The 16,233-nt window shown below is 69.0% G+C and carries 20 protein-coding genes; 14 read left to right on the forward strand and 6 right to left on the reverse strand.

Going from position 1 to position 16,233, the window contains the following annotated elements:
- The 7 genes from A9X04_RS09930 to A9X04_RS09960 all read left to right on the forward strand — a co-directional run.
- Window positions 1–667: NAD(P)H nitroreductase (locus A9X04_RS09930; RefSeq protein ID WP_156764300.1), on the forward strand; the 667-nt coding region annotated here is incomplete at its 5' end.
- A 42-nt stretch (window positions 668–709) separates the two neighbouring features.
- A complete protein-coding gene (locus A9X04_RS09935; RefSeq protein ID WP_067919835.1) occupies window positions 710–1,270 on the forward strand; it encodes a hypothetical protein in 561 nt (186 codons plus the stop codon).
- Between the two features lie 78 nt (window positions 1,271–1,348).
- Window positions 1,349–2,473, forward strand: a complete 1,125-nt coding sequence (locus A9X04_RS09940) for a 4Fe-4S dicluster domain-containing protein (RefSeq protein WP_067919837.1) — start codon at window positions 1,349–1,351, stop codon at window positions 2,471–2,473.
- A 19-nt stretch (window positions 2,474–2,492) separates the two neighbouring features.
- Complete coding sequence (locus A9X04_RS09945) at window positions 2,493–3,308, forward strand: FAD/NAD(P)-binding protein (RefSeq protein WP_156764302.1); 816 nt, start codon at window positions 2,493–2,495, stop codon at window positions 3,306–3,308.
- Window positions 3,308–4,075, forward strand: coding sequence for an oxidoreductase (locus A9X04_RS09950; RefSeq protein WP_067919841.1), 768 nt, complete (start codon window positions 3,308–3,310; stop codon window positions 4,073–4,075). Before A9X04_RS09945 ends, A9X04_RS09950 begins: the two co-directional genes overlap by 1 nt.
- Window positions 4,072–5,364, forward strand: coding sequence for a Ni/Fe hydrogenase subunit alpha (locus tag A9X04_RS09955; RefSeq protein WP_067919843.1), 1,293 nt, complete (start codon window positions 4,072–4,074; stop codon window positions 5,362–5,364). The genes A9X04_RS09950 and A9X04_RS09955 overlap by 4 nt, the downstream gene beginning before the upstream one ends.
- On the forward strand, window positions 5,361–5,861 hold the full coding sequence (locus tag A9X04_RS09960) for a hydrogenase maturation protease (RefSeq protein WP_067919846.1): 501 nt from the start codon (window positions 5,361–5,363) through the stop codon (window positions 5,859–5,861). Before A9X04_RS09955 ends, A9X04_RS09960 begins: the two co-directional genes overlap by 4 nt.
- Here A9X04_RS09960 and A9X04_RS09965 read toward each other — a convergent pair.
- From A9X04_RS09965 to A9X04_RS09975, 3 genes are read right to left on the reverse strand one after another with little or no spacing between them, the layout of a single operon-like run.
- Complete coding sequence (locus A9X04_RS09965; protein ID WP_067919849.1) at window positions 5,812–6,216, reverse strand: DUF302 domain-containing protein; 405 nt, start codon at window positions 6,214–6,216, stop codon at window positions 5,812–5,814. The genes A9X04_RS09960 and A9X04_RS09965 overlap by 50 nt on opposite strands.
- Before the next feature lie 17 nt (window positions 6,217–6,233).
- Complete coding sequence (locus A9X04_RS09970) at window positions 6,234–7,640, reverse strand: trypsin-like peptidase domain-containing protein (protein WP_067919908.1); 1,407 nt, start codon at window positions 7,638–7,640, stop codon at window positions 6,234–6,236.
- A gap of 11 nt (window positions 7,641–7,651) precedes the next feature.
- Complete coding sequence (locus tag A9X04_RS09975) at window positions 7,652–7,849, reverse strand: hypothetical protein (protein WP_156764301.1); 198 nt, start codon at window positions 7,847–7,849, stop codon at window positions 7,652–7,654.
- A gap of 217 nt (window positions 7,850–8,066) precedes the next feature.
- On the opposite strand from A9X04_RS09975, the gene A9X04_RS09980 reads away from it, so the two are divergent.
- The 7 genes from A9X04_RS09980 to A9X04_RS10010 all read left to right on the forward strand — a co-directional run bounded on the left by A9X04_RS09980 (window position 8,067) and on the right by A9X04_RS10010 (window position 14,410).
- Window positions 8,067–8,552, forward strand: coding sequence for a flavodoxin family protein (locus A9X04_RS09980; protein ID WP_067919853.1), 486 nt, complete (start codon window positions 8,067–8,069; stop codon window positions 8,550–8,552).
- 153 nt (window positions 8,553–8,705) lie between these two features.
- On the forward strand, window positions 8,706–9,536 hold the full coding sequence (locus tag A9X04_RS09985) for a slipin family protein (protein WP_067919855.1): 831 nt from the start codon (window positions 8,706–8,708) through the stop codon (window positions 9,534–9,536).
- A 21-nt stretch (window positions 9,537–9,557) separates the two neighbouring features.
- Window positions 9,558–10,622 (forward strand): acyltransferase, encoded by a 1,065-nt coding sequence (locus A9X04_RS09990; protein WP_067919857.1) that lies wholly within the window; start codon window positions 9,558–9,560, stop codon window positions 10,620–10,622.
- Between the two features lie 40 nt (window positions 10,623–10,662).
- Window positions 10,663–11,463, forward strand: a complete 801-nt coding sequence (locus tag A9X04_RS09995) for a sigma 54 modulation/S30EA ribosomal C-terminal domain-containing protein (protein WP_067919859.1) — start codon at window positions 10,663–10,665, stop codon at window positions 11,461–11,463.
- Window positions 11,464–11,556: 93 nt separating this feature from the next.
- Entirely contained in the window at window positions 11,557–12,198 is a 642-nt protein-coding gene (locus tag A9X04_RS10000; RefSeq protein ID WP_067919861.1) for a hypothetical protein, read from the forward strand.
- A gap of 17 nt (window positions 12,199–12,215) precedes the next feature.
- A complete protein-coding gene (locus A9X04_RS10005; RefSeq protein ID WP_067919863.1) occupies window positions 12,216–13,007 on the forward strand; it encodes a universal stress protein in 792 nt (263 codons plus the stop codon).
- Entirely contained in the window at window positions 12,983–14,410 is a 1,428-nt protein-coding gene (locus A9X04_RS10010) for a bifunctional lysylphosphatidylglycerol flippase/synthetase MprF (protein WP_067919865.1), read from the forward strand. Before A9X04_RS10005 ends, A9X04_RS10010 begins: the two co-directional genes overlap by 25 nt.
- 8 nt (window positions 14,411–14,418) lie before the next feature.
- Here A9X04_RS10010 and A9X04_RS10015 read toward each other — a convergent pair whose 3' ends face one another.
- The 3 genes from A9X04_RS10015 to A9X04_RS10025 form a co-directional block, all read right to left on the reverse strand.
- Window positions 14,419–14,835 carry a pyridoxamine 5'-phosphate oxidase family protein gene (locus tag A9X04_RS10015; protein WP_067919867.1) on the reverse strand — a complete coding sequence of 139 codons (417 nt, stop codon included), beginning with the start codon at window positions 14,833–14,835 and terminating at the stop codon, window positions 14,419–14,421.
- Between the two features lie 100 nt (window positions 14,836–14,935).
- Entirely contained in the window at window positions 14,936–15,925 is a 990-nt protein-coding gene (locus A9X04_RS10020; RefSeq protein ID WP_067919910.1) for an NAD(P)H nitroreductase, read from the reverse strand.
- 55 nt (window positions 15,926–15,980) lie between these two features.
- Entirely contained in the window at window positions 15,981–16,232 is a 252-nt protein-coding gene (locus A9X04_RS10025; RefSeq protein WP_067919869.1) for an acyl carrier protein, read from the reverse strand.
- Window position 16,233: the final 1 nt, after the last annotated feature.

Raw genomic sequence — 16,233 nt, forward strand, 5'->3', positions numbered from 1 at the left:
CCACCGGCACCGGCCACGAGCTGTAGTAGCGGCGGTCGGTCCGGCGCCGCGGTATCGCGGCGGCCAGCGCGATGTCGCCCTGATGGCGGCGCGGGCGGCGCGAAGCGGCGTGACCCTGTGCCAAGTCGAAGACCTCGAGAATCTGCGCAACATCGTCGCCCAATCCGTCCGGGATCACTTGAGCCAGGACTACCTTGCCGAGCTCACGACATGGAGTGGGCGTTACGCGTCGGTGGCCGGTGTCCCCGCGCGCAACACGCCGGTGCCGGATCCGGCAGCGAAGATTCCGGGCCGGTTCTTCGCCGGGGCGGTATTGGCCATGCCGCCGGACTCGTCCTCGGCCGACGACAACGCCGTCGTCCTTGCCCTGGGCACCCGCAACGATGACCGCCTGGCCCAGCTGCGGGCCGGCGAGGCCACCAGCGTCGTACTCCTCACCGCGACGTCGCTGGGGCTGGCCAGCTGCCCGGTGACCGAACCGTTGGAGACGCCCGAAACGCGCGCGGCGGTCCAGTCCGACATCTTCGGCGACAGCAGCTACCCGCAGATGCTGCTCCGGGTGGGCTGGGCGCCGATCAACGCCGACCCCTTACCGGCGACACCGCGGCGCGAGCTGTCGGACTTCGTCGAGTGGGCGGTCGATCACGAACATCCGGTCGCTCACTGAGACGGCGAAATCACTCAAAACGGTTGCGGCGCAGAGGACATCATGGACACGTTCACCTTGGACCCGCGCCGCTGGCGGGTCGCCCGGCTTTTCGGTCGTAACCCGTTGCTGCGCCGGACGGACCGCATCGAGGCCCTGGTCGTTCTGGTCGCGCTGGTCGTGACCCTGATCGCCGTCCCCGTCGCCGGTGTGGTCGGCGCGGTGACCTACGAGGCGCGGGATCGGGTGTACACCCGGGAGGCGCACGAACGCCACCGCGTGACGGCAAGGGTGGTCGAGGCCAGGGCCGAGGACCTGGGTCTGACCGTCGTGCAGGCGAAGTGGCCGGGCCCGACCGGCGAGCGTGGCGGGACACTGGAACTCGCCGAGCGCGCCGAGGCGGGGGGAACCGTGGAGATCTGGGTGGACCGGGACGGTGTTCCGGTGGTCGCGCCCACCCCGACCTGGCTCGCCGCGGGCGAGGCGGTCGGCGTGGCGATGGTGACCGCGCTGGCGGCGACCATGGTGATGGCGACACTCGTCGCCGTCGTGCGGTCGCGGCTGGACCGGGCTCGCGACGCCCTGTGGGAACGTGACCTCGAGCTGTTCGCAAAGACCTGGTAGGCACTGGTAGGCACTGGTAGTCCATGGCCCCGTTGTCAACCCCTATACAGCACAGTCGAATTGGCGGATGATGTGGCGATGAGCGGACACGGCGACCATTCCGGTGCCGCATCGTTGGACACCGTCGGGCTGCACCGCCTTGTCGAGGTGCTGATCGAGCGCGGATACCGCGTCGTCGGTCCGACGTTGCGGGATGACGCCATCGTCCTCGACGAACTGGACTCCGCGGCGGACCTGCCGTGGGGGTGGGGCGTCGACGTGGCCCCGGGGCATTACCGGGTGCGCCGGCGCGACGACGACGCGGCCTTCGGGCATTCGTCGGGGCCCCAGTCGTGGAAGCAGTTCCTGCACCCCCCGCGGCGCCGGCTGTGGTCCGGCAGCCGGGACGGGTTCAGCACCGCCGATTCCGACGAGGAGGTTCCGCGGTACGCGTTCCTGGGAGTGCGTGGGTGTGACCTGGCCGCGATCGCGACGCTCGACCGGGTCCTCGGCCGCGGCCAGTTCCCCGACAACTCCTTCGTCCGCCGGCATCGGCAGGCCTTCGTGGTCGCGGTGAATTGCACGGAGCCGGGCGGGTTGTGCTTCTGCGCCTCGATGGGCACCGGCCCCGCGGCCGGACCGGGCTACGACCTGTCCCTGACCGAGCGGCCCGACGGCGATGGTGTGACCTACGTGGTCGAGGTGGGCACCGACGAGGGTGCCGACGTCCTTGCGGCCGTTCCCCATCGGGTCGCCGACGACGCGGAGATCGGTTCGGCGCACGCCGCGGTGCAGGCCGCTTCGCACCGGATGGGCCGCGCGATGCCGGACGCCGACCTGCGCAACCTGCTGATCGAACACCGCGAGTCGCCGCAGTGGGAGGAGGTCGCCAGTCGCTGCCTGACGTGCGGCAACTGCACGATGGTGTGCCCCACCTGCTACTGCACCACCACCGAAGACGTCAGCGACCTGACCGGCGAGCATGCCGAGCGCTGGCAGCACTGGGCGTCGTGCTACGAGTTCGATTTCACCTACGTGCACGGCGGCGGCAGCGTGCGCCAGTCCCCGGAGTCGCGATACCGGCACTGGATCACCCACAAACTGGGCACCTGGCACGACCAGTTCGACATGTCCGGCTGTGTCGGCTGCGGGCGGTGTATTGCCTGGTGCCCCACCGGGATCGACATCACCGAAGAGATGAACAAGATGGCCCGCGATGACTGACGGCCCACCACCGTCCTCGATGGCGCCCAACCCCTACCGGGTACGCAGCCGCGTCGTGGAAAGCCCCGATTCGGCGACACTGTGCCTCGACCCGCTCGGCGAAGTCCTGCGCGCGCCGCAGCCCGGGGAGTTCATGATGCTGTATGCCTTCGGCATCGGGGAGGCGGCGATCTCGATCAGCGGCGACCCCACGGTCACCGACGGCTCGATCACGCACACCATTCGCGCGGTCGGGGCGGTGAGCCGCGCCCTGCACGACGCGCAGCCGGGTGCCGTCATCGGGGTGCGGGGCCCGTTCGGCACCACCTGGGGGCTCGAGGAGGCCGCCGGGCGAGATCTGGTCATGGTCGCCGGCGGCGTCGGATTGTGCCCGCTGCGCCCGGCGGTGCTGGGTGCGCTGGCGGGCCGGTCCCGCTACGGCACGCTGACCCTGATCGCGGGCGCCCGCTCGCGCGAGGACTTCGTGTTCGCCGCCCAGCTCGAGAAGTGGTCCGCCGACCCGCAGATCGAACTGCACTTGACGGTCGACGTCCCGGTCCACGGCTGGCGCGGCGAAGTCGGCCTGGTCACCGAGCCGCTGAAGCGGCTCGCGCTGAATCCCGGCCGCACCACCGCGTTTCTGTGTGGCCCGGAGCCGATGCTGCGGTTCGCCGCGGAGGCGTTGTTGGCCAAAGGCATGGCCGCCAACGATATTCGGGTATCGCTGGAACGCAACATGCAATGCGGGATCGGAACGTGCGGCCACTGCCAGCTGGGCCAGTTGCTGGTGTGTCGCGACGGGCCGGTCGTCGGTTACGACGTCGCCGGTCCGCTACTGGCAGTCAAGGAGCTGTAATGGGCCCCACTCTGGCCGTGTGGAAGTTCGCGTCCTGCGACGGTTGCCAGCTGACGCTGCTCGACTGCGAGGACGAGCTGCTGACCCTCGCCGACCAGGTGCAGATCGCCACCTTCGCCGAGGCATCGAGTTCGATGGTCGGCGGACCCTACGACGTGTCGCTGGTCGAAGGGTCCGTCACCACCCATCACGACGCGCAACGGATCCGCGAGATCCGCGAGCAATCCAAGGTGCTGGTCACCATCGGCGCATGCGCGACGGCCGGGGGAGTGCAGGCGCTGCGCAACTTCGCCGACGTCGACGAGTTCGCCTCCGTCGTCTACGCCCGGCCCGACTACATCGACACGCTGGCGACGTCCACCCCGGCGGCCGCGCACGTCAAGGTCGATTACCAGGTGCAGGGCTGCCCGATCGACCGCGGCCAGCTGCTGGATACCCTCGCCGCGCTGCTGATCGGGCGCAAGCCGCGGCTGCCGGCCAAGACGGTGTGCACCGAGTGCAAGATGCGCGGGGTGACGTGTGTCCTGGTCGCCGACGGCACCCCGTGCCTGGGGCCGGTCACCCACGCCGGCTGTGGGGCGTTGTGCCCCAGTCATCGTCGTGGCTGCTACGGCTGTTTCGGCCCGGCGGCGACGCCGCAGATCGGAACACTGATCCCGCTGCTGCGCCGCGACGGGATGTCCGATGGTGACGTCGACCGGGTGTTCTCGACGTTCAACGTCGCGAAGTTCGCCGCCGAACGAGACAGTGCGCGGAGCAAGCCGTGAACCCGGAGACCCGCACGCTGTCCGTCGGCACCCTGACGCGCGTGGAAGGCGAAGGGGCGCTGCATGTCACGCTGAAGGACGGCGCGCTGCAGACCGTCGAATTGAACATCTACGAGCCGCCACGATTTTTCGAAGCGTTCCTTCGGGGGCGCGCCTACACCGAGCCGCCGGATCTCACCGCCCGGGTATGCGGAATCTGCCCGGTCGCGTACCAGGTGAGCGCCTGCAACGCGATCGAGAGCGCCTGCGGTGTGGAGGTGGATCCAGAGCTCGTCGCGCTGCGCCGCCTGCTGTACTGCGGCGAATGGGTCCACAGCCACATGCTGCACATCTATCTCCTGCACGCACCCGACTTCCTCGGCTACCCCGACGCGATCGCGCTGGCCCGCGACGAGCGCGAGATCGTCGAACGCGGCCTGCGACTGAAGAAGGCGGGCAATGCGCTGATGGACTTCGTCGGCGGGCGGTCGATACACCCGATCAACGTGCGCCTGGGCGGGTTCTACTCGGTGCCCAGCCGGTCGCAGTTCGCCCCCGTCGCCGAGCAGTTGCGCGGCGCGCTGGACGACGCGGTCGCGACGGTCGAGTGGGTGGCCGGTTTCGACTTCCCCGACCTCGAGCTCGACCATGAGATGTTGGCGCTGAGCCGCAGCGGCCGGTATCCGATCGAGAACGGCGTCATCGCGCGCAGCGCCGGGGAGCCGTTTCCCGTGACCGATTTCACCGAGCACGTGCGTGAGTCTCAGGTGCCCCACTCCACCGCCCTGCACGCGACACTGGACGGCGGCCGCTACATCACCGGCCCCTTGGCGCGCTACAGCCTGAACTCGTCGGCGCTTTCACCGATCGCGGCCCAGGCGGCCGCGGCGGCCGGGCTCTCGGGTGAATGCCGAAACCCGTTCCGCAGCATCATCGTTCGTGCCGTCGAGGTCGTCTACGCGATCGAGGAGGCGCTGCGCATCATCGACGAATACGAGCGGCCGCCACGGCCTTTCGTCGAGGTCCCGGCCCGGCCGGGAACCGGGCACGGCGTCAGCGAGGCGCCCCGCGGCCTGCTGTATCACCGCTACGACATCGATCACGCCGGGCTGGTCTCCGCGGCGGAGATCATCCCGCCCACGTCGCAGAACCAGGCCGCCATCGAAGCGGATCTTGCCCGGGTGGTGTCCGACAACCTCACCCTCGATGACGCCGCGCTGACTTCCCTGTGCGAGCGGGTGATCCGCAGTTACGATCCCTGCATTTCCTGCTCGGCGCACTTCCTGACCCTGACGGTGCAGCGGCAGTGAGCGACGATGACCGACCGGTCGCCGTGATCGGGCTCGGCAACTGCTACCGGCGCGACGACGGCGTCGATGTCGCCGCCGCCACCGCGCTCGGCGACCCCGCTTGGCCGAACGTCGTTGTGACAACCGGCATCGCGGAGCCGACCGGTCTTCTCGAGGCCTGGACGGGCGCGGGGCTGGCCGTGGTCATCGACGCGGCGGTCGCCGACAAAGCCACGCCGGGCCGCATCCATCGCTATGACCCGACCGGATTGCCCGACCAGCCCGACGGATTGAGCTCGCACCGCGTCGACGTCGGCCGCACCCACGCGTTGGGCCGGGCGCTCGGACGGGTGCCCGACGCGGTGGTGGTCTTCGCCGTAGAGGCCGCGGACACCGGCCCGGGCACCGGGCTGACCCCGCGGGTCGCCGCGGCCGTGCCGGCGCTGGTCGACATGGTGGTCGCCGAGATCAACGGCTTTCGGTCAGCGAGGCGATCGCGGCGCGCAGGTTCGCGCTGAGTTCGGCGGCGAGGGCGATGAGCGCCGGCTCGCCGGTGACCCCGATCAGGAGCCCGGGATCCATCGCCTCGACGATCACCACTCCCGCGGCGCCCGGGTCGCCGCGCACCAGCACGTTGCACGGCAGTATGAGCCCGATCTCGCGATCCACACTGATGGCTCGATGCGCCACGGCCGGATTGCACGCGCCCAGGATCCGGTAGTCCTCCATGTCCACCCCGACCTGATCGCGCAGCGTCGCCCTGACGTCGATTTCGGTCAGGGCGCCGAACCCGTTCTGCGCCAGGGCCGTTCGGGTGCGCAGCACCGCGTCGTCGAACCTGGTCGCCAATCTGGTTGACAATGCGGCGTTCATCGCGATGTACGCGCCGGTCAGGAGATGAGCCCGGTTCCCCGCGCCGCCGTGGGGGCCTCGATGTGTTTGCCGCAGTTCGGGCAGAACCGTTCGCTCGGATGGTGTTCGGCCCCACAATGAGCGCAGAAGTGGGGTTCCTCGGCGACCAGCTCGTGCCTGGGCATCAGGCGAAGGGGTTGGACGTCGGGTTCCGGCGGAATCCGGCGGTGCGTCCTGAGCCCCAGGAACGTCAGGCCGGCACCCAGGCCCAGCACCGCCACCACACTGACCACGAGATACCACAACAGGTTTCGGCCGCTCAGCGAGGAGAAATCGCCGTATTGCTGGCGCAGGTTGGCCGCGTTGGTCCGGAGGTCGTCGAGGCCGGGGTAGCCGGGCGACATGGCCAGCGTCTGGTCGAATTCGTCGATCGCAGCGGTGTAGCGACCCGCGTAGAAGTCGGCGAGCCCTTTGCGATAGGACCGGTCGGCGGGTCCGAGCGTCGGCTTGACGCCCTTGCTCGCCAGTATCGCGGCCACGCCGTCGGCCGGCGCGATGAAATTGAACGGCTGCGTCTCGCCTGCGGGCGCGAAGCTGTTCAGGCCGAGCACCTTGCCGTTCAGCCCGATCGTTGGGCCGCCGCTCATGCCTTCGGTCATCGCGGCGTCGATTTCGTACGCGGGGTTCGATCCCGCGATGGTCTTCTTGTTGACCTTGCCGCTCTTGTACGTCGGGTCGAGCGAAGCGCCGGTGACGGTTTGGGTGCTCTCGGGGAAGCCCACCGCCAGAACGGGCGTACCGATGGTGACGTCGGCGTCGACGTCGAGCTCGGACGACGGAAGGTTGCCCTTGGCCACCTTGAGAAGCGCGGCGTCGCCCTTCCCGAGCGGCCGGAAGTCGACGATGTTGGCGACCACCTTGTCGGTGAGTTTCGTTCCGCTGCCGGACATCAGCGTGATGCCCACGTGGGGGCCCTGGCCGGGCGTGTCGCCTTCCACCCTGGCGTTCTTCTGCAGCCACTCCACAGTGGTCGCCGGATCGCTGGATTCGGGCGCGTCCGGAAACTCGCTGCGATATTCCTCGGCGGCGCGCTTGAGGATCAGTTGCGTGGCGCTCGCCGGGTCGACGCAGTGACCCGCCGTCGCCACCCAGCCGTCGGGGTTGACGACGAAAGCCGTGCAGTTCCAGGTGGCCAGGAAAGGCATGGTCGAACCTCGCCCGAACTGGGACAGGACCTCACCGCTGGGCAGCCGGACCAGGCCGTACCCTTCACCGGCGAGGTACATGATGGCCGGCCGAATCAGGGCCGCGGCCCGTTCCTCCGGCTTGGGTTGCGGACGCCCGCTGTCGGCGGCGGCCATGCCCGGCGTACCCGCCCACAGCATGAGGGCGGCCGCCGACAATGCCATCGTTCGACCCAGTGTCGTGCGGGCCCGCGTACCCATCTGCTCTCCCGTCATGGCAGGGGCCGCAGCAGCGGTGCTCGAGTCGGATGGGCCGGGCGGCCCATCGACGACGGATGACGGTGCATCGCCTCGAGCAGCTCGGCGGCGTGTCGTTGGGCCGACATCCATACGGGATGCAACTCGAGGACGATCACTTGCGCGCCGGTAACGCACGCCACGGTGTTGCGCTCCGCTGCGGGAGCTGTCACGGTCACATCCCCTATTCCAGCCGTTCGCCGGACGCGTCGATAGGGACCGAAGTCCCGACCGCGAAGGACCTCCGTTTGTCGCCGTTCCGGTGCTTCACCAGCGGTGATGACGCAAAGTGACCAAGGCCCCGCGCCGCGGTGCCTTTGCGCCCTTACCCCGTCGGCGGATCCGTGCGCAGCATGGAGTGTCCGAGCCGCCGTCGCGAAGGAGTTGGCTATGAGGGCGCTGATCGTGTGCGCTTCGAGATCCCACGGCAACACCCGCCTGGTCGCCGACCGGATGGCCGGGGTGCTGGATGCCGAGGTCGTCACGCCCGAGTCCGTCGACCCCGGCACCGTAGGCGACTACGACCTGGTCGGTTTCGGTTCCGGGATCTACTACATGACGATGGACGCCAGGCTGCGCAAGCTCGTCCGCCGGCTGCCCGCCGCCGGGCACCACATCGCGGCGTTCACCTTCTTCACCAGCGGCGCGCGCGAGGTTCCGCTGTTGGGCTACCACCGGCCGATCCGGCAGACGCTCGAGCAGAAGGGCTTCGACGTGATCGGCTCCTTCTCCTGCCGGGGGTTCGACACGGTCGGGCCGTTCGGATTCATCGGCGGCATCAACAGGGGGCGGCCCGACGAGCACGACCTCGACCGGGCCGCCGCGTTCGCCGCCCGCATCCGCAAACGGGCCACGGGCTCGCAGGCGGCGTCCTGATGACGGGCGTTCCGCCCCGTCGTACCCGGACCAGGGCCCTTCGCCGCACGGGTTGGGACTTTCGGCCGCTGACCGACGCGCCGTCGCGCCCCTAGCGTCAGGGTCAGCCGCAGTGGCGGCACTGGTAACGGATCGAGTCGAGGGGTGGTCCTCATGACCCACATTGCTGCCACTGCGGTGATCTCTGCGGTGGTCGTGGCGGTGTTGCTGGCCCTGGCGTCGATCAGGGTGGTGCAGGAATACCAGCGCGGTGTGCATTTCCGGCTCGGCCGGGTGATCGGCGTCCGCGAACCGGGGTTGCGGCTCATCGTCCCGGTTATCGACCGCCTGTGGCGGATTTCGATGCGCATCGTGACCATGCCGATCCAGTCGCAGGGCATCATCACCCGCGACAACGTGAGCGTCGACATCGCCGCGGTCGCCTACTTCCGCGTCGTCGATGCCCGCAAGGCCGTCGTCGTCATCGAGAACGTCAACTCCGCCATCGACCAGATCGCGCAGACCACCCTCCGCAACGTCGTCGGGCAACATTCCCTGGACGAGGTGCTGGCCCAGACCGAGAAGATCAACGGCAGCATCCGCCAGATCCTCGACGCGACCACCGTGGAATGGGGCGTGGAGGTCACCCTGGTCGAGCTCAAGGACATCCAACTGCCGGACAGCATGAAGCGCGCCATGGCGCGCGAGGCCGAGGCGGAGCGCGAGAAGCGGGCCAAAATCATTGCGGCCGAAGGGGAGGCGCGCGCGGCCGCCGCGCTGGGCGACGCCTCGGACACCATGATGAGACACCCGCTGGCCCTGCAGCTGCGCAACCTGCAGACGTTGATCGAACTGGGAGTCGAGAAGAACACCACCATCGTCTTCCCCGCTCCCCTGATGACCGCGATCGGAGAACTCACCGCGTTCCTGGCGCGTGAGACCGGCGCGGCCAAGAGCGGCGACCAGCCGGCGGACCACCTGGTGCGGGCGGCGGCGCTGCACTGAGCGCCGAAGAGGGGAGGCTTTGTGATCGGGCAGGCATTCGACCGGCATCACAATGCCCTCAACCTGTGGCGGCTGATGCTGGCCATCGAGGTGATCCTGTGGCATTCGTTTCCCGTGACCGGCCACCACGTTTCGTCGCCGGTTGCGGAGCGTCTCTTGTTCTCTCTGGGTGTGGACGGCTTTTTCGCGGTGTCGGGCTTCCTGGTCACCGCGAGCTGGTTCAACGCACCCGAACCGAGGCAGTATCTGCGAGCCCGGGCGTTGCGCATCCTCCCGGGCTTCTACACCTGTCTGATCGTCACCGCCTTCGTCTGCGCGCCGATCGGCGTCGCGCTGCAAGGCGGTTCCGCGGTAGGCCTTTTGCGCACCAGCGGACCCGTGAAGTTCGTGCTGTTCAACAGCGCCATCGCCCATCTCAAGCTCGACGTGGGCGGCACACCGCAGGGCGTCCCGCATCCCCGTACCTGGAATGCGTCGCTGTGGACGCTGGTGTACGAGGTGATGTGCTATCTGGCGGTGCTCGCCATCGGCGTCGCCGGGCTGGCGCGGCATCGCTGGATATCCTCGGCCATGTTGGCCGCGGGTGTGCTCGTGGCGGTGCTGTTGGGGCCCATGGCCGACCCGTGGTCGTGGACGATCCCGCAATGTCTGGCCCGCTTCGCGATCATGTTCGCCGCCGGCGCGGTGCTGTATCAGCTCCGCGATGTGATACCGGCCAAATGGTCCTGGGTCGCGGTGAGTTTCGCGATCGTCGCGGTGTGCGGCCTGCTGCTGCCCGACTACCGGATCGTCGGCGCGCTGCCCCTGGCCTACGGAATCATCGCGTCGGGCATCCTTTTACGCAGGTTCCATCTGCACAACGATCTGTCGTACGGCGTGTACATCTACGCATGGCCCACCCAGCAGCTCCTCGTCATCGGCGGCCTCGGGCACCTCGACCCGCTCCTCTTCGCGGCGGTGGCGACCACGGCCACGCTGCCGCTCGCGGCGGCCAGCTGGTTCGTCATCGAGAAGCCGGCACTGCGGCTCAAGGAGGCCAAATTGCCCGACCACGTGTCGCCGGCGGTGCGCTCCGGTGACCTTTGACCCTGCCCCGCAACCGGTTTAGTGACGTAGCACTTTAGCTATGCGCCACGGCACACCGCCACCACGCGACATCGACGTCCGGGTCGCCACCCGCGACGTGCTTCCGGCGGAAGCCGAATACGCCCGCAGCAAGGTCGGTGAGCTCGCCCGCTACGCAAGCCGGCCGGTGCGCCACGCCCGCGTGAGGCTCACCAGGCATCGCGACCCGGCGGTGCAGCGCCCCGTCGTCGCGCAGGCCAACCTCGACGTCGACGGCCGGCCGGTGCGCGCCCAGGTCCAGGCCGACACGGCACGGGAAGCGGTCGATCTCCTCGCGGCACGGTTGCGTCGACGCCTGGAACGCGCCGCCGCGCACTGGGAGGCGCGCCGTGGCGAGCGACCGGCGGGCCCCGACGAATGGCGCCACGAATCCCAGCCGGCGCACCGGCCGAGCTACTTCCCCCGCCCGCCGGGTCAGCGCCGGGTCATCCGGCGCAAGTCGTTCACGATGGCGCCCTGCACCCTCGACGACGCCGCGGACGAAATGGACCTGCTCGACTACGACTTCCACCTGTTCACGGAGAAGGGCACGGGCATCGCCGGCGTGCTGTATCGCGCCGGACCCACGGGATATCGCCTGGCGCTGGCGGCGCCGGCCCTGGCCGGCCAGGTGAGTGAGCATGCGCTGCCGGTGACGATCAGCCCGCAACCCCTGCCGTGCCTCACCGAAGAGGGAGCCGCCGACCGGCTGGCCGCGCTCGGCCTGCCGTTCCTGTTCTTCCTCCACGCCGACTACGGTTGCGCCAGCGTGTTATACCTCCGCTACGACGGCCATTACGGCCTGATCACCCCGGCGGGCTAGCTGCGCCGAGCGCGGCCCGCAGAGCACATCGGCGCGCTCACCGGGGACCAAGGACCCTCGCAGGCAGGGCGCCGCTCCGCGCAGACTGTGGCCATGGCCAACATGACGAAGCGGATCGCCCAGACCACCGCGCTGCTCGCCGTCCTGTACTGCGCCCGCAGGTACTACCGCAACTGGGGCGCGACCAAGGCGGAGTCGCAGATGCGAGTTCCCGGCGACGGCCTGGTGAGCGATCCGGCGGTCCAGACCACCGAGGCGACCGACGTCGACGCATCCGTGTCCGCGGTCTGGTCCCGGTTGCTGCAGATGGCCCAGGACAGGGGTGAACGCGACGACATCGACGGGCTGAGAAGCCCTGTGGGGCAAGGCGATGCCGGGGGGCTGCGGGTGGGCGACGCGGTCCGCCTGGCCCCCGAGGGATGGCTGGGGTTGCCCGACGGGGTGACGTTACGCGTCGCGGAGATCGTGCCGGAAAAGTACCTCGTGCTCACCGCCATGCGATCCGAACGCTGGAATGCGGTCTTGTCGTTTCACCTGCAGCCGCACTGGGAGGACCGGGTGCGACTGCTCGCGCGCGCCCGAATCGCCTTGCGCTACCCGGGCGAAGTGTTCGTCCTGGAATTGGCCAGGCCGGTGATAGCGCTGGGGACGCGCGCGCTGCTGCTCACGGTCAGACGCGGCGCGGAGCGCCTCGACCTCACACCGCCGGTCCGCTCCTCTGCCGGTACGAGTTGACGGGAGCGGGTCGGACGATGAAATCCATCCTGGTCGGAATCGACGGTTCGTCGGCGGCGATCGCGGCCGCGCTGTGGGGCGTCGACGAGGCGCTCACCCGCGGCGTGCCGCTGCGTCTGGTCTCCGTTGTCAAGCCGACGCATGAGTCCCCGGACGACTACGAGCGCGACGTCGCGCATGCCGAGAAGTCGCTCCTACAAGCAAGGCTCGCGGTCGAGGCCACCGGCAAGCCGGTCGCGGTCGAAACGGACATGCCGCGTGGCCCCTCCGGTTCGGTGCTGGTGGAAGCGTCCACGGCGGCCGACATGATCTGCGTCGGGTGCGTCGGCATCGGCCGTTACGCGCGCTCTATCGTGGGTTCGACGGCGACGGAACTGGCCGAGAAGGCGCATTGCCCGGTCGCGGTCGTGCGGACCGGCTCCGATCAGCCACCCCCGGAGGTCAATTGGATCGTGGTCCGGATGTCGGACGCGCCGGGCAACGACACCGTGATGAACTATGCTGCGGCGGAGGCGAAACTGCGCCGGGCTCCCATGCTGGTGCTCGGTGGCCGCCCCGAAGAGCTCACCGAGCACGGCGACGACGCGTTCGAACGCCGGGTGGCGCAGTGGCGGGAACACTTTCCCGACGTGCGGGTCTACCCGATCACCACCAGGCGGGGCGTCGCCGCTTACCTCAGCGCCAACGACGAGAGGGTCCAGCTCGCCGTCATCGGCGGCGATGAGGCGCGCCAGCTCGCGCAATTGGTCGGGCCGCAGGGGCACCCGCTCTTCCGTCACCCCGAATGCTCCGTGCTCGTGGTGCGCTAGCGGGCACCGTGAAGATCATTCCCCGAAGCCGCCGAGCCGGCGGGGAACGGGTTCTGGTGGGGGCCGACGTCCCGGCGGCGCGTCGCCTCAGCGTGTTGCTGCTGCTGTGCGTCGTGGCGTGGCTGGTGGTGCTGGTCGCACAAGAACGTCTCGGCTACGAGCGCGTCGCCCCGGGCCGGTTCGGTTGGTCGGTGGCCCTGCTGGGCGCGGCCGCCCTGATCGCCCGCGGTATCTTTCTCGGCCGGCCGGTGACCACGGCGCACGCGACGTATGCGGCCGCCATGGTGGGCGCCGGCCTGGGGGCGCATTTCGTGTCCTGGCCGGTGCTGGGCAATGTCTTGATCGCGGGCAGCGGGCTCGCCCTGATGCTGCCGACAACGGCCCGGCCGCAGCCGGAGCTGCTGAGCCAGGTGTGGGGGCTGGTCAACGCCACGCGGGGGGACCCGTTGGCGCCGTTCGCCATGCATTCGAGCAAGAGCTATCATCTCAACGCGGACGGGAGCGCGGCGATCGCTTACCGCACACGGCTCGGGTTCGCGGTGGTCAGCGGCGACCCGATCGGCGACGCGACGCAATTCGACGAGCTCGCAGCCGATTTCGTCCGGATGTGCCGCAGCCGGGGTTGGCAGATCATCGTGTTGGCGGCCGGCGAACCCCACCTTCGGTTGTGGCGCAGGGACACGGTGGGGCAGCCGATGCTGTCGGTGCCGATCGGCCGTGACGTCGTCGTCGATATCCGCCACTTCACCCTGAAGGGGCGCCGGTTTCGCAATCTGCGCCAGGCGGTGCAGCGCACGCACAACTGCGGAGTCACGACCGAGATCGTCGACGAACAAGGGCTCAGCGGTGCGATACGGGCCGAGCTGACCGAGGTCCTGTACGCCGCTCACCGCGCGGCACGCACCGACCGCGGGTTCTGCATGAACCTCGACGGTGCGCTGCAGGGCCGTTACCCCGGTGTCGACCTGGCCGTGGCGCGCGACCGCAGCGGGCGGGTGGTCGCGTTTCACCGCTACCTGACCGCCGGTGACGGATCGGAAGTCAGCCTCGACGTGCCGTTCCGCCGCCCGAACGCCCCCAACGGTGTCGACGAGCGGCTCAGCGTCGACATGATCGCTCACGCGAAAGATGCTGGAGGGCAGCGTCTTTCGCTGGCGTTCGCGGCGTTCCCGGAGATCTTCGAAGCCGTGCAACCGGGACCGCTACAGCGGATCGCGCTGTGGCTGATCCACTTGCTGGACCCGCTGATCCGCCTGGAGTCGCTGTACCGCTACCTCCGCAAGTTCCACGCCCTGTCGCAGCGACGCTACGTGGTGCTGTGCGTGCACCATATTCCGGCCGCGTTGATGGTCTTGCTCTCGCTGGAGTTCGTCCCGCGCCCACGCCACGTGCGGCCCGGGTAGCGGCGGGATCAGTCCACCGGCCCACCGAAGCGGAACCGGCGGCCCGTGACGATCTCGGGAATGATGCGCACATAGTGCGACTTGTCCGAGGGCGTCCAGGGCATGACCTGGGCGCGCTCGGCCTCCTCGATCTCCTCGTTGGTGCGAAGGGAGCGCGCGGTGCCCTTGATGATCACGCTCCATCCCTCGGCGACGTTGTGGTCGTCAACCTCGAACAGCACCTTGTTGTTGATCGCGGTGCTGACCAGCTTGGTGCCCTCCGCGGTGCGAAACAGCACAGTATGGCGCTGGACAACGTAATTGACCGGGAAGATCTCGGGTTGACCGCCGACGCTGGTGACCAGCCGGCCCAGCGTCACGCCCGCCAGGAGTTCCCAACATTCGTTCACCGGCAGGATGGAAACCCCGTCGTCAAGCAGTGGCATCGGTCATCCCCTTCATCGACAGCACGACATCCTCGATGGTATTGCGCCGGCCCACCGGGTGCGTCGGCCGAAAGTCCCGCGGGACGGGGACCAAGGTTGTCTAGCGGATCTGCAGCACATCAGAAAGCGGGCGTCGCGGCGTCGCCGCCGGGAGGTGTTCCAGCGGCGGCGCTATGCCCACCCTGATCAGCACCTGCGGCTCGCCGCGCCCTCCGATGAGTTCGCGCACGATGTCCCGGCTCTCGTCCAGTTCGATCAGATGGGTGAGCGGGCACGTCGCCATCCCGGCCACCGTGCATTCGAGCAGCACCGTCGATAACACTTCGCCGCATCGCAACACGTCCGACCTGGTGTCCTGCGGGGTCGACAGCACAAGGATTCTGGCCCAATCCGCCTTGACCTCGCCGCGCCGGTCCGCGTGGCTCCTGGTCGGGAAGCTGCGGGCCACATCGACCCGCCAGCTCTCCTTGTCGGAGGCCAGCGCGCTCGGCGGCATCCCGTCGGCCAACGCGAAAGACGATGTCCACCAGTCCAGTTCGGCGTGATAAGAGGAGTCGTCACGGCGGATCTCCTCGGTGAGTTGCGACGCCTCCACCAGCAGCGGCCGCACATCCTCGCCGAGGACGTCCAGGGCCACCTCGGTGTCGTCAAAGCTGTCACGCAGCGTGGGTTCGAACAGGTCCCAATACGTCGGGCGCCCCAACGGAAGCCGGTCGGTGCGCCGCTGCAGGATGGCCTCGGCCAGGCGAAGCTGGGCTTCGGTGACGCGCTCTGAGCGGCTGAACGTGATCGAGGCCAGTCGGTCGGGGTCATCCGGGTCGGGAAACCGCTCGACTTTCGGCTCCCAGCCCGCGGCCGACATGGCGACGCACAGGTGGTTCAGGACGGCGCCGCAGGACAGGATCACCTCGCGGCCGGTCGAGTCGGTGGCCGCTATCGCCCGGCGCCGGTCGACGAAGAGGTGCAGGGCGCCGCCCTCGATCGCCCAGCGCCAGGGCTGGCTGTTGTGCACGGAGGGGGCGCGGCAGGCGAGCAGCACCGCCCGCTCGAGCACGCCGACGTCCGGTGTCTTGCCCTGCACAACAGCCATCATGCCAACCCCTGTCGAACGCGCCGAAATACGCGGCGCGCGTGGCGCTTCGCGGTCAGACCGCCGACGCCTTCTTTTCCACGTAGCCGACCACGTCGGCCAGTGTGCGCAGCGTCGCGTAGTCGGATTCGGGGATGTCGACATGAAATCGCTTGTGGATGCCGCGCAGGAAGCTCAGCCAGTCCATGGAATCCAGGTCGACCTGGTCGCGCAGCAGGACGTCGTCGCGAATGTCGTCCGGGTCGACTTCGGGGGCGATGGTGGTCAGCACCGACAGCACCACGGCGCGAGTGTCTTCATTGGTCATT

The organism is Mycobacterium sp. E3247 (assembly GCF_001667785.1).
GTDB lineage: Bacteria > Actinomycetota > Actinomycetes > Mycobacteriales > Mycobacteriaceae > Mycobacterium.